Genomic DNA, 14,853 nt, shown 5'->3' with positions numbered 1-14,853 from the left:
ATGAATTTGGAGCTACTTAATTTTTTTGAAATATGAATTAGATTGTGTAAATTTAAACTGAGTTTGTTACGATACTTAGACTACATTATGTGAAATAAGGAGGTGGATAACGTGAAGATAAAAAGATTTTGGGTTTGCGTAATTTGCGTTTGTATTGTATGTAATTTTTACATATTTACTAAATCGCCAACTAAGGCTGAAAATATTAATTATCCAAATTTGAATATATCTTCTGAGATTGTTTCAAATGTTTCTGTAGATTATTTGTTTACTACAAGTGAAGTTAATGCATCAAAGATTACTGATACTTCCATATCCATAACCTCAGAGAATTTTGAAAAAGGATTTTTAGATAATGCTCAGAGTTTTAGGTCTGCTTATGGTTATGATGTTAACTACGATGAAGGAATCTTAACTGTATCAGGACTCATACCTGACTTTGTATATGACTCGTTAGTCGTTGAAGCGATTTCAAAAAATGAAGAAAAGTATATTTTGCAAATTAAAGATTTCAAAACGGCAAAATCACAATATGAGATTAGGCAATTTATAACAACGACTCTTCAATACACTCTCAAGAAGGCAATCTGTCCAATTGATTTTTATATGTGGGAACACAAAATTTTAATGAAAGAAGTAACGCCTGAGGAATTTATTCTAAGAGTTTTGCAAGATCCTCAAATTTTATGTAGCGTGGATAAAGAAGAAGGATTTATAGAAAGAATCTATTCTGCAATATTTTTAACTAGCATAGATGAGGAAGAACTTAAAGAATGGGTAGAGAAAGTTAAGAAGTACAAACAAGAATATTTTGTAGAGGATGAGGTGGCTTATACTTTAATTGCAGAAGAAATGATGAGGTCCACGGATTTTAAAAATAGAGTTGAGAAACTTAATATTGATGAAATTGAAATTCCAGAAACCACTCGTTATGCAGAGGTCTATAAGAAATCAATTTATGACAATAAGGACTATACCGAATTTGAATTAGATGAGTACTTGTACTTCATGGATTATGATGAGCTCAATAGAACAGAGGTTGGAGTTGATTACGTAGTATTATTCTTAAACGAAGGTTTTACCGATAAGCTTTATGAAAATGTACAGGTTACTTCTAGCATAGAGGGGACTACTTGCAAATATGAAAATGGGAAATTTATAATCGAAGGTCTCGAACCTAATACCTTATATAGAAACTTCATCATTTCCTATTCTCCAAATGGCAAAGAGACAAAATCAATATTTATTCAAAGGATTAAGACAAGTAGGACAGATGAACAAAAGGATTTAAGGAGTAACGTAATCAACAATGATTATAACATTTTGAAGCATTTTGGAGTTACTATAGATGAATTTTTGAAAACCATCTACAAGCAAAAGTGCGATGTGGATTTAGAAGAAAACGATATTCTTGATGCAAAAATATTATTTGTTGCAGATAATGATGGTATAAATAAAATCTCAAGTTTCATTTCTGATTCGCAGATGACTGATGATATTTCGAATTTGATTATGAATTTATATAACATGGTGTTTAGAAGGTTTCCTGAAGACGATGGGTTCTTGTATTGGATAGGAAAATTTGAAGATTACAAAACTCAAACTGGAGATGTGAATTATTCAATAAGGAAAATTGTTGAAGAGATAACTTCGAGTGATGAATTTGAGACTAAGTTTAATAATCGAATTATACAAAATATATCTGAAATGAATAACAGAAACAAAAAACCAGATTTTAAAATATCATTTAGCAGTTCTAATACATTAGAAAATTAGTAACTATGTAATAATTAAATTATAGTTTATATAAAGTGTAATCAATTATATTGGGAAGTTTTATGTGCAGTATTTTAAAATCGATTATAAGTATAGATTCTATTTATGAAAGAACTAAGTTTTATAAAAGCATTATCGACAAAAAGTTCAATGTAGTGAAAAAAGTACCAATTTTGTATAAGGTACATGGGGATTTCAAGGATAGTCTTTTGGAATTGTTCGATAAACACGATATGGAAAACGAATCTCTTCGTGGAGATTTTGGAATTGTGTACGTTTTCATAAACGAGCTTAACTTAATTTCAAAAATCAATGAGGAGATGGGAGCCAATGTCCATTTTGAATTTTCACATCCGATAAAGTTCAGTGATGTAAATTCGAATTTCAGCTCTTGTGTAAGTGAGCTTCAGGCTTCTCAAGAATTGTTAGGAGAAGGCGTCACTATAGCCTTTCTTGATACTGGTATCGATTATACTTTAGATGCTTTTAGAAATGAAGATGGATCTACACGCATTAAGTATATTTACAATGTGAATAGAGGGAAAGTTTATAACGAGGAGGAGATAAATTCTGTACTTGTAGATGGAAATTCTTCAGAGTTATCAGACGAATTGGATTTTAACGGCCACGGAACTGCAGTTGCTTCTGTTGCTTGTGCTGGAGGGAACATAAATAGAAATTTGTATGGAGTTGCCTCAAGAAGCAGTATAATAAGTGTCAATACAGTAACCGATATAGATTCCACAGAAACTCTTTTTCATACGGTCATGAAGGGATTTGAGTTTTTACTGGACAAGCAAAAGGAGGATGGACTTTTGCTTGTTGTTAATCTTAGCTTTAATACAAACTATGGAGCACACACAGGTAGGAGTATATTTGAAGAATACGTTAGTTTCTTTTCATCAAATTCAAATATCTCTGTTGTTGTGTCTGCTGGAAATGAGGGTGGAGCCGGCCATCATAAAAGTGGAAGAATAACGAATGAGGGTGAGGAAGTCAATGTACAAGTAAGTGGTAATCATACATTGCTTCCTATTTTTTTATATAAAGGAATTTTGACAGACGTATTTCTTAAAATAGATTCTCCCATGACCAGTGTAGGAGTAAGTCTTAAAGTTATCGAAGGCACTCAAAATTTTAGAATTGGAGATAATTCTGTGAACGTTGTGTTCACTGGTCCTAACAATTACAATCCTCAAGGAGATATTATAATCATTTTGGATGGAGATAGAAATGAACATGTTGAAAGAGGAGTATGGACAATAAACATAAGTGCATCTAACGATTATGAGAGTGACTATAACATGTGGCTTCCCATAAGTGAAGACATTGGATATGAAACAAGATTTTTAAAACCTGACAACAATAATACGATCGGCTCTCCTGCCACTGTCTTTAATGTCATTTCTGTTGGAAGTTATAATTATAGGACTGAAACTGTCTCTGTGTTTTCGGGAAGAGGGGAATTCAATAATCCTTACAACGTTAAACCGGATTTATTAGCAGCTGGTGAGGAGATAAGAGCAATTTATCCTGGAGGAAGAATCTCTGGAGTGTCAGGGACAAGCTTTTCTGCTCCTATCGTTTCTGGGATATGTGCAATTTTTATGGAATGGGGAATCGTTAAAGGAAATAAGCCAAATCTTTATGGGGAGGTTTTAAAATATTTCCTTGTGAGAGGTGCTACTAGACTTAATGACATAATTTATCCTAATAATTCTTATGGTTATGGTTTTGCATGTGCCTTTAGAGCGTTTTCTGATTTAAGAAATAACATAGGGAACGTTTTAAGTTTAAGCGATAATAGAAATTCGCATAATCATAATTCGGTGAGAGATACATTTAACATATTTAATGATAGTAATTTACAAATAAACGTTTGTCCATTGGATGCCTTTTATGATAAAAATAGAGTGATATTTTTAGGAACTATAAATCCAAATATTGAAAATATCTTAGAAGAGGTATGCATTTACCCGCTTGAAAGTGAAACTGATAGCGAAATCATATCAATTATATCTGTACCTCTAGATAAGCTAAATTTATTTGAGAGTATATATTTATCTAGTGAAAATATATCGATACAAAGATCTTTTTATTATGGCCTTTGTAGTGAAGGAGTTTCTCCTATAGCAGATGCAGGAATATATCAATTGCAAAATAACATTTATATAAACCTAACTGGAAGAGATGTAATTGCGGGTATAGTCGATACTGGAATTGATTATTTGAATAGAGAATTTATAAATGAGATAGGAGAGAGCAGGATACTTGAAATTTGGGATCAAACTATAAGGGGAGATTCTGGCGGAGATGTTTTGTTTGGAAGCGTTTACACAAAGGATCAAATAACAAGTGCAATAAAGTTAAGTGAGAATGGGGGAGATCCATATTCCATAGTTCCTTCACGTGATACCTTTGGTCATGGAACTGCCATGGCTGGTATAACGAGTGCTCGAGGTTATGGAAACATTAAAGGAGGAGCTCCAAGTAGCGATTTAGTGATTGTTAAATTGAGGGATATATCAGTAAATTTTAGAGAATATTTAAATTTCAATATAGACGAAAACCCAATATATGATGAGGTAACCATATATTTAGCTCTTAGGTATTTGAGAAGAATTCAATCTAAGTATGATAAGCCAATGGTTGTGCTACTCCCCCTTCAGAGTAATGGTGGAGACCATTGTGGTAGTACGATTATAGAACAACAGATTACAAAGTATTCCGAAAATCCAGGATTCGTTGTTGTAGTTCCTTCAGGTAACCAAGCGAATAAAGAAATTCATGTTGGTGGTGTGATTGAAGGAGTTGGAAACGAAAAAATTATGGAACTTTTTGTTGATAAGGGACAGACAAGACTTAGAGTTGATATCTATCTCAGGAATTTTGCAAATGGTTCTTTGGTTGTTGTGTCACCGTCAGGTGAGAGAACGGGAAGATTCAATTTGGATTTTAAAGCTTATGGAGAATTTAAATTTTTATTTGAGGAAACGGAGATGAGATTGCTTGGAACAATCTTAGCAAACTCTATTTACATTGGTCAAAATATAGAATTGCTTTTTGAGAATTTGAAGACAGGCATATGGCAAATTATTATAATAGCTGGAAGCGATAAGAAATTAAAGTACGATGCATATTTGAGTTTAAGGGAATTCCTAAAACCTCAAACTAGATTTTTAAATTCCGTTTCTGACAATACAGTAACATCTCCAGCCACAGCACGACTTGCTGTATCGATGGCATACTTAAATCAAAATTCCACGACTATAGCTTCTGAATCTGGGCAAGGATATACTCTTGATGGAAGAGTCTCGCCGCTTCTTGCAGCTGGAGGTATAAACGTTTTAACAACTGGGAAGAACCAAACTGAGTATTTGATAAGTGGTAGTTCGGTTTCAGCTGCTGTTGCAGTTGGAGGTATTGCACTTTTGTTAGAGTGGGCGATCGTTCGTCAAAATAGAGTTAGGCTCGATGCTACATTTGTAATATGGCTGCTCATAAGTGCCGCAACCGTTCAGAAAGGTTATCAATTCCCAAATAAATATTGGGGATATGGGATTTTAAATGTAAGAAATGTATTTGAGCTATTGAGATAAATGTAATATTGAATTTTATGTTTTTTCACTTTCCTCTTGGGGAGTGAAAAATTTTTTTGTATAAAATTGCTTAAACTTGAAATAATCACCAATAAATATGACTGCTAAGGAGTTGCTTACAAATGAATAGTAATGCTATTAAAATTAAATCAGAGATGCGAACTAAGGATGACATAATCAATTATTTAAAAAATATAGATCGGATTGATTACGAATCCTTAATAGATGTTTTTAAATCTAACGATGACATTTTCTTAAGTAGAAAAGAGATAATCTCCATTTTGAAAATAATAAATGATAAAACCAGTAGGAAGTGTCCTTACTGTGATAGCAGGTTTGTATCAAGACATCAAAGGCACACGAAATACAAAGACGGAGTTACGAAGGAAAGATTTAGATGTAAGGATTGTAGAAAAACATTTTCGGATACAACGAATACCATTTTTCACAATGCCAAACTTCCTTTTGAGAAAATTCAAATGTGTGTAAAGGAGGTTACGACTGAAAACACTATAAGGAAGTCTGCTAAGAATGTTAATATCTCAGTTCCTACAGCTTTCTATATGAAACACAAAATTTTAAATAGTAGGGGGGCTGTTAAGGTGTTATAATAAGTTTACCTTTGTTTTAAATTTTGGGGGTAAATTTGAAAAATAAAATAGTATATTCCTGTTCTAATTGTGGTTTTACTCAGTCTAAGTGGACTGGTAAATGTGTAAATTGCGATACTTGGAATTCTTTTGTGGAATCTGAGATTTCCAAAAAGCCAAGTTCAAGGTCTAAGGTTGACGGTTCCTTAAGGACTAAGAGGGCACAGAGGATTTCAGATATAAAGGTTTTTAATAGCGATAGAATAATTACAGGTCTGTGTGAATTTAATCGTGTGTTTGGCGGTGGAATTGTTAAGGATTCTGTCAATATCCTTGCAGCTAAGCCTGGTGCTGGCAAATCTACGCTTTTACTCCAGGTGGCATATGACATATCTCAAAAAGGGTTTAAGGTTTTGTACACCTCTAGTGAAGAGAGTGAGAGTCAGATTAAAAAGAGAGCCAACAGAGTGATAGGAGAGAATTTAGATGACAAGAACATATGGATATATTCTGATATTTCTCTTAATAATGTAGTTGAGGTTATTGATGAAATTGATCCAGACTTTATAATAGTGGATAGTATTCAGACTTTTATACTTGAGGAGTATTCATCAAGACCTGGTTCCCCAATTCAAACTATGGAGTGTGCGAATGAGCTTTTGCGAATAGCCAAAAACGTAAAGAGGCCTCGTTGTGTTGTGATTGTTGGGCAAATGACAAAAGACGATGAGCTTGCAGGGGTTAGGGCTCTTGAGCATTTGGTTGATTGCGTTTTGGTGATAGAGGATGACAACTTAGAAGAGCTTCGTTCTCTTGTTTGTTTTAAGAATAGGTTTGGGAGCACTGGGGAAGTTGGATTTTTCTCAATGACTGAAAAGGGAATGGTATCTATAGATAATCCATCACAGTTTTTCATGACAGCCAGAGATGAAGGTGATGAAGTCTTTGGAAGCACATTGAGTGTGGTTAAAGAAGGAAATAGGTGTATAATTGTTGAGATTGAGAGTCTTGTGTCTAACTCAAATGCACCTTACCCATCAAGAATATCTGATTGTTTGAAAAAGGATCAATTGAATACATTGATTTCAATTCTTGAAGAGCGTGGGAAGATAAAATTGTATGATAAAAATATCGTCATAAAGGCTATGGGAGGTCTTAAATTAAAAGAACAGAGTACGAATTTGTCAGTTATCATGAGTATAGTTTCTTCTTTTAAGAATAAGGCAATAAGTAGTAAGTATGTATTCATTGGAGATGTTGGTTTGACCGGTGAGATAAAGAGAGTTCCGTCAATGGAGCTTAGGCTTAAGGAAGTTGACAGAATAGGATTTTCAAAAGTTTATGTACCTGAAGGTGAAAATTATAAGAATTTTAAATTCAAAAATATAGAAGTGAAATCATTTAAATACATATATCAGGTTATAAATGATGTTTTTGGGAGAGAATAATTACTTTTTTTTGTAATTATTCTCTCCTTTTCAATTTTTTAAATTTAAAAAATGTAAGTTGGTGGAGTTTAAATAAACGAAAAATAACTAATACTAGTAGGGTATACTTAATTGCGATTGAGGGAAGTGAAAAAGATTTTATGTCGCTTAAAGTTAAGATAATGTTGTTTTGTTTTGTCATTTTTATTGGAGGAGCGGGGTTATATTTTGTTGGATTAAATGCTATTGAAAACAGTTTTATAGAAGAGAAGGTCGAAGAGCTTAAGGGCAAAGCACAACTTACATCGAATGAATTGGAAAAGAGTTTGTTTGAATTTGTTTCGGAGCTTAAGTTCTTGGGGAACATGAAGAGTGTGCAAAGTCTTTTAAGTGATGATTACATATATGGAGAATCTAGAAGTCTAGATAGAGAGGAAGCTTATTCTAACATAAAGTCTTACGAGTCACTTAAGCGTGGAAATATAAGTGGAATAACTTTAGTTAATCCAGATGGAAAGATAGAGCTTTCGACTGATACAACTGTCGAAGGGAAAAATGTCTCTGTGTTCTCGAGTTCAATTCATCAGTTGGCTATGTCGAAGGATTATCAATTCATTACAGACGTCAGTTCCCTTAAGAGTGAACCGAAAATCATTTTAACGGTTCGTCTGAGAAACGATATGGGGCAAAGCGTTGGATATGCAATTGGTATTGTGTCTGTCCAGATGATTGAAAACTTAATGAATGATATGAAGATTGATATTATATACGATAGTTTTGTTGAATTGTATAACAGTGATAAGAAGGTTATATATACAGATTTTAAAAATACTCGTGGGGAGTATATTACGAACGAGGAAATCTTAACTAATTTATCTAAAGTCGATAATGGGAACTTGGTTACTTCCAGTAGAGTTTATTACGACAGAGAAGCTTACAAAATGGTGATTTACAATATGACGACTTTTGGTTGGAAGATTTCTTATTTTGTTCCAGTGAGGTCGATACTAAACAGTTTGAGAAAAGACCAATTATTCATGACGCTAGTATTCCTTTTTCTATTGGTTATTTTCTCGGGACTTGCGTTGCTGGTATTGAGAATTACAGTTATCAATCCTCTTTTGAGAATCGATAGTTTGATTACGAAGACAGCTAGGTTTGATTTAATGGATACTTTCAAAATACATGATGTTACTAAAGACGAAATGAAAAAAGCTTTTAATAACATAGTGAGAATGAGATTTAACATTGGAGATGTTGTAAAAACTATAAAGCTCATTGTCATAGATTTGAATTCGAAGTTTAATGATATAGAAGCTTTGTCTCAAGAGCTTAAGGATTTTACGACTATAACCTCATCGGAAACTGATAACCTGTATGCGGGAATGGAGCAAACCAATGCAACGCTTGAAGAAATAACAGCATCATCAAAGCTTATAAGCGATGAAATGTTTAACATAAAGACAAATGCACAAAAGGGATATGACAGTACTCAGGACATTACCAAAAGGACAAAGTCAATTAGAACTAACATTACGACATCTAAAGATGAGGCAATAGAGATTTACGGAAACGTTAAGATAGACCTTGAAGCAGCAATAAAAAAGTCAGAAGCAGTTGAAGAGATAAATACTCTTACAGAATCCATTTTAAGTATTGCGAGTCAAACAAATTTGTTAGCTCTAAATGCAGCTATCGAAGCAGCGAGGGCTGGTGAAGCTGGTAAGGGATTCGCCGTTGTGGCTGAAGAGATACGAGGTCTTGCAGAAGAGAGTTCCGTAACTGCAAATAACATTAAAGAGATAGCAAAGAATGTGAATATGGCAATCGAGACTTTGACAGCGAGCTCAAGACGAATCTTAGAATTTATAGATAACAAAATAGTTTGTGATTATGACAGTTTTATAAAGAACAGTGAGGAATATACGGAGGACACTTTTAGGATAAATGATTTTATGAAAGACTTCTTGGACATTTCGAATAAGGTAAGCGATGCAGTTGAAACTATAGTTGGTTCTATTACTGAGATTTCGAGTACAGTTAATACAGGAACTATCGGATTATCAAAAATTTCAGATAAGAATTTTCAAATCGTTGAGAAGATAGATATACTTAAGGAATTTATTCAAGATAATAGAAATACTACGGAGGGATTGAATAAGGTCGTAAACAAATTTAGATTTTCGGAAAATGTGAACATAAAAATTCTTGAAAACAATCAAGATGATGACGTCAAGGGGAAGATGATATAGGTTTGGTTTTTGGAAGGTGAGAAGATGGAATTAGATAATAAAAAAGATAATTATCAATATTCAAATTTGGATACAGGCAACTACGATTTGATAATGCATGAAGTTGATAGGATGTATTTTTTAAGTCCAAAGCCGATTATGTTTGTTCTTAAAAATTATAGTTTGTTTGAGGAACAGATCGATAAAGGTTATTACGATAAAGAGTCATATAAGAGTTTGATGAGTGCACATTTTATGAGGGAGTATGGATGGGAGATTGATGTTGATGCCATTCAGTATGTTCCAACTGACGAGATGGCATATACACTTATCTTTGAGGCATTGACAAAGGTTAATGACAATGTTGTTGTTCTTTCTCCACTTGAAAAGGTTCTTAGGTATAAGATTTTGGCTTCGAGTCGTAATCTTATATCCATTCCCCTGACTACTGAAAATGGGAAAGCTGAATTGGATTTTGAGTTACTCGATCAGTACTCAAAGAATGCTAAGGTTATCGTCATAAGTAATCCTCATTATCCATCAGGAAGATGTTTTACTTTGGAGGAACTTCAGAAACTTGGAGACATAGCGAAGAAGAACAATCTTTGGATTTTCAGCATTGAAGAGTGTTATGAACTGACAAGGGAAGGTGTTAAATATACACCTTTATCTAAGGCTTTGAATGATAGCAGTAATGTTATAAGTTATTTTAGCCCTTGTAAGGTTTTGAATTTGGCTGATAGCAGTATAGGGAATTTGGTTATAAACAATAAGAGGTTTAGGGATTTTATGAAAGCTCAATTGAGCAGTAGTGATAGATTTAAAATCAATGCAATTGATATTGAGATTTTCAATATTTTCTATAGCAGAGTTTCAGTTTGGTTGAGGAAGCTTAGGAATTATGTCAATAGTAATTTTGATTTATTTGATAAATATTTAGATAAGATTTTCGGAACTTTGAAATTGGAAAAACCTGAAAGTGGAAATCTTGCATTTATAGATTTGTCTAGGTATGGATACATGCCTGAGGAATTGGAATATAGGATTTTGAAATCTGGCAAACTGACATTGAAGTTTGGAGAGGAAATTGAAGGTAGTTTGCATGGGAAGATTGCTCTTAACATGTGTTATCCAAGAGAGATGATAAAGGAAGCATTAAATAGGATAAGATTTTCGTTAGAATAAATTTTTGAAAAACATTAAACAATATAAGGTAAATAAATTTTAAGATTGACCGATAACTAAACCATAAGATTGCTTCGTGGAAAATAAACAAGGATGTTGATTTTTAAATTCAAGGAGGAAAACGATTATGATAATTAACCACAATTTAAATGCGATGAATGCACACAGGAATATGGGGGCTACTACATCTGCCCAAGGTAAATCAATGGAGAAATTGAGTTCAGGACTTAGAATAAATAGAGCTGGTGACGACGCAGCTGGACTTGCAATCTCTGAGAAGATGAGATCACAGATAAGAGGGCTTACACAAGCTTCAAGGAACGCACAAGATGGGATATCTATGATACAAACAGCAGAGGGGGCATTATCAGAAACTCAATCTATAGGGCAAAGGATGAGAGAGTTGGCTGTGCAGTCAGCGAACGGAACTTATACAGATGAAGATAGGGAATTGATAAATCAGGAATTTATGCAATTGAAGAGTGAGATAGATAGGATAGCGAATGATACGGAATTTAATGGTAACAAGGTGTTAAATGGGAATATATCAGGGAAGGAGTTGGAGGCTAAGAAAGGGACTATCACAGCTAATGTTAATGGGGGAATAGATGCTACTAAGTTGGGAAAGATATTCAAGGATGTAGACCCAGATGAGATAAGGAAGTTAGGGGAAGGAACATTTGAGATCAAAGTAACAACTGATAATACAACGGCCAAACCAAATGTAACAGTAGAGTTATTTGACAATTCAGAATTTAACGGTGGAAAGAAGTATTTGATGGATAGTTTTACTTTTGAGACTGCTACTAATGATACTCAGGAGACATTTAAAATAGCAGGGATTGAATTAGAGTTAAATATAAATAAAGATAATTTGGAAGCAAGCAAGGGAGTGACATTTACCCTCAGCAATGAAGTAGTTAAGGAAGAAGAAGGAATAAGATTACAAGTAGGAGCGAATAGGGAGCAAATGATAGGATTGAGTGTGGGGAACATGAGGAGCAGGGAGTTAGGGCTAGGAGGGATAGATGTGATAGGAGTAGGGAATGCGGAGGAAGCGATAGAGAGGATAGATGAAGCGATATCGAGGGTATCTAGTCAGAGGGCGGATTTAGGAGCGGCACAGAACAGATTGGAGCATACGATAGCATCAACGGATAATACAGCGGAGAATTTACAGGCAGCAGAATCAAGGATAAGAGACGTAGACATGGCAAAAGAGATGATGGAGTTAACTAAGTTAAACGTTTTACAACAAGCATCACAGTCAATGCTTGCTCAAGCGAACCAAGCACCTCAAAATGTTCTTTCTATTTTGAGATAATAGCAAACCTAACTAACAATTTAAATATCCTAGCGTGTAACTCAGTACGTTACCATGTAATCCTATTTTAACAAACCAATCGTTTTATGCGATTGGTTTGTTTTTTCGTATTTTTGAGATAGGATTTTGCGATTTTTGGAATTGCCCAATGTAAACGTATAATTTAGCGTTTGTGAGCCTGAAAGCTTGTCCAAATAATGAATCCCATTTCACAAATCTCCATAACCCAAATCCCCACCTTCTCATCTCTCTAAATCCATAAATCCATTTTTGCTAAACCAAATTTTCTATTCTCTATACACTACATACATTACCCGTTTTTCATTTTCATAATTTCTTATTTCTGTCCTTCTTTAATCCTTAACGATAAACTATGATCCACAAAAATTTATTTCGCCTCCCCCACCTCCTCCACATTCCCTACTCCTATCACATCTATTCCTCCTAGCCCTAACTCCCTGCTCCTCATGTTCCCCACACTCAATCCTATCATTTGCTCCCTATTCGCTCCTACTTGTAATCTTATACCTTCTTCTTCTACCTTAACTTCGTTGTTAAACTTTATTACTGCACTGTCTCCTGCTGCTATATTTGTATTATTATCTAATCCTTTTAAACTTAATGTTATCCCCGCTATCTCTACTGTTTTAGTCCCGTTACCTTTATCAAACGTAACGCTATCCATCATGTACTTCTTCCCACCATTAAACTCTGACTCATCCCATATTTCTACTGTTATATTATTTCCAGTGTCTGCATGCGATATCTTTAATTCAAATGTTCCTTCTCCTAATGGTCTTAAATCGTCTCCAGTTATATCTCCCATTATTGCTCCTAACTTAGCATTATCTTTTAATGTACCATTAGTAGGATTCCCAAATGTAGGGGTGACATTATCGTTTAACTTTAACTCCTTCCCTGATATATTACCATTTAACACCTTTTTAGTTGGAAGTTCGATGCTTATCCTTCCACATGTCTTCCAAACACCTTCTACATTTTTCCAAAAGCTTAATGCTTATCCATACGTACATCCATACACCTCCTATCATACATCTTCCATCATCCCATCACACCTCCCACAAAAATAAAAAGTCGCTAAGTCATTCCTTAGCAACTCCTATACACCTTATTACTATTTTAAATATTTATCTAACTCTTCTTCTCTCAATCCATACTTACTAATTACTTTAACTCTAATCTCTTTCTCATCTACTCCAAATTCTCTTAAACTCTCCACCAATTTCCTAATTCCTTCTTCTATGCCTTCAAGCTTTCCTTCTGCCTTACCCTTATCTATTCCTTCTTCTATGCCTTCTGCCTTACCTTCTTCTCGTCCCTTAGCTACACCTTTCTCAAAGTTCTCCTGTGCTATCTCTCTTTCCTTCATCATTAAATTCATATATTCTGCCCTCCACTCTTTATTCTCCTTTATCTCCCTAACTCTTCTATCTATTCTCCCTATAAATCCTCCTCCTCTCGCTACATCCCTCTCCACATACTCCAAAAATATCCTAACCTCCTCCCTTTCTTCCTTTTCATACGCTCTAGTATTGAAAAATACCTTGCTACTACCATCTCCTAACCTTATCCCTTTATCCTCTATACATATATTCTCAAATGTATATCTGCTCATACCTCTCCCAAATGCGTCAAATCTACATATGAATATTATTATACTTTCCTTTAACTCCCTATACATCTCTCCCTTCTCTATAGCATCTAAATCTATCATCCCCTGATAATATCTGCTCCTCTTCCCTAAATCCTTCTTGTCTACTACCTACATCTCTACATTGTATATCCTACTCTCATCTTCCACGTATACATCAAGTCTCACACCCTTAGATTCATATCTTATATCTATCCTCTTCTGTTCATCTATGTACTCTATCTCCCCTATCTTCTTACCTAATAATACCTTCTAACGTCTCCCTGCATATCTCCTTATCTCTCATTACCTTCGCAAATATATAATCGTTACTTATAGTCAAATTCTCCCATACATCTTTTCCTACACCCATTTATCTCCTAATCCCCTTACATATACATAATATCTTATATCTATTATACCATATTCCCCTTTAACTTAATCTCCCTTAAAATTTATTCTGTATCCGTCCTATCCTCTTTCGCAAGAATGCTTCCACAATAAAATGCCTATATAAATTTAGGAAATGATTCCCTCATGAAAATGTTTGTCCACTTTTATGAATTCACCAAATTCGTAAATGTAAATACTCCACAATGTAAATACTCCACAATGTAAATACTCCACAATGTAAATACTCCACAATGTAAATACTCCACAATGTAAATACTCCACAATGTAAATACATAACCATCATCTTTAATATTTCAAATCTTATTAATCAGCATTTCACCATCAGATTAACCATCGACTCTATTTTTTTATCTCTTTACCTAGTAGTATCTCTAATGCTTCTTTACTAAACCATAAATTCTTTTACTCATATCTCAATACCCCGAAATCCTATTTGCTCACTTCCTAATTTCCTAATTTTCCCCCAGATATCCAGATATTTGGAAGATCTGCAAAATAAAAATATGTGTATAGGGTGAGTAGAAGGTGTTTGGCTATACGGGAGATGTACGAATAGACAAGCATCAAACTTTTGAAAAGGTGTAGAAGGAGTTTGGGAAACACGTGGATGGACAAGCTACTAAACTCGTGGAAGATTTGTGTGAGATACGTGTGAG

General features: G+C 34.2%; 9 protein-coding genes. 7 read left to right on the top strand and 2 right to left on the bottom strand.

Features of this window, described 5'->3' with window-relative positions; all coding sequences use genetic code 11:
- The first annotated feature begins 111 nt into the window (after positions 1-111).
- The 7 genes from AALI31_RS05695 to AALI31_RS05665 all read left to right on the top strand — a co-directional run bounded on the left by AALI31_RS05695 (position 112) and on the right by AALI31_RS05665 (position 12,132).
- Positions 112-1,776, top strand: a complete 1,665-nt coding sequence (locus AALI31_RS05695) for a hypothetical protein (RefSeq protein ID WP_489885566.1) — start codon at positions 112-114, stop codon at positions 1,774-1,776.
- A gap of 62 nt (positions 1,777-1,838) precedes the next feature.
- The gene (locus tag AALI31_RS05690; RefSeq protein WP_489885565.1) at positions 1,839-5,375 is read left to right on the top strand and encodes a S8 family serine peptidase; all 3,537 of its coding nucleotides are present in this window, start codon (positions 1,839-1,841) and stop codon (positions 5,373-5,375) included.
- A gap of 122 nt (positions 5,376-5,497) precedes the next feature.
- Positions 5,498-5,986, top strand: coding sequence for a transposase (locus AALI31_RS05685; protein ID WP_489885564.1), 489 nt, complete (start codon positions 5,498-5,500; stop codon positions 5,984-5,986).
- 35 nt (positions 5,987-6,021) lie between these two features.
- The gene (gene radA / locus AALI31_RS05680) at positions 6,022-7,413 is read left to right on the top strand and encodes a DNA repair protein RadA (RefSeq protein WP_489885563.1); all 1,392 of its coding nucleotides are present in this window, start codon (positions 6,022-6,024) and stop codon (positions 7,411-7,413) included.
- A gap of 140 nt (positions 7,414-7,553) precedes the next feature.
- Positions 7,554-9,644, top strand: coding sequence for a methyl-accepting chemotaxis protein (locus AALI31_RS05675; protein WP_489885562.1), 2,091 nt, complete (start codon positions 7,554-7,556; stop codon positions 9,642-9,644).
- Between the two features lie 24 nt (positions 9,645-9,668).
- Positions 9,669-10,808 carry an aminotransferase class I/II-fold pyridoxal phosphate-dependent enzyme gene (locus tag AALI31_RS05670; protein ID WP_489885561.1) on the top strand — a complete coding sequence of 380 codons (1,140 nt, stop codon included), beginning with the start codon at positions 9,669-9,671 and terminating at the stop codon, positions 10,806-10,808.
- A gap of 127 nt (positions 10,809-10,935) precedes the next feature.
- Entirely contained in the window at positions 10,936-12,132 is a 1,197-nt protein-coding gene (locus AALI31_RS05665; protein WP_489885560.1) for a flagellin N-terminal helical domain-containing protein, read from the top strand.
- A gap of 388 nt (positions 12,133-12,520) precedes the next feature.
- On the opposite strand, the gene AALI31_RS05660 is transcribed toward AALI31_RS05665, so the two are convergent.
- Both AALI31_RS05660 and AALI31_RS05655 read right to left on the bottom strand, forming a co-directional pair.
- Positions 12,521-13,072 carry a hypothetical protein gene (locus AALI31_RS05660; RefSeq protein WP_489885559.1) on the bottom strand — a complete coding sequence of 184 codons (552 nt, stop codon included), beginning with the start codon at positions 13,070-13,072 and terminating at the stop codon, positions 12,521-12,523.
- A gap of 195 nt (positions 13,073-13,267) precedes the next feature.
- Positions 13,268-13,867 (bottom strand): nuclease/transposase family protein, encoded by a 600-nt coding sequence (locus tag AALI31_RS05655; RefSeq protein ID WP_489885558.1) that lies wholly within the window; start codon positions 13,865-13,867, stop codon positions 13,268-13,270.
- Positions 13,868-14,853 lie beyond the last annotated feature (986 nt).

It is taken from the genome of Anisomitus miae (SeqCode) (assembly GCF_054906395.1).
Note: the sequence above shows the minus strand (reverse complement) of the source record. Positions and strands in the feature narration are given on the sequence as shown.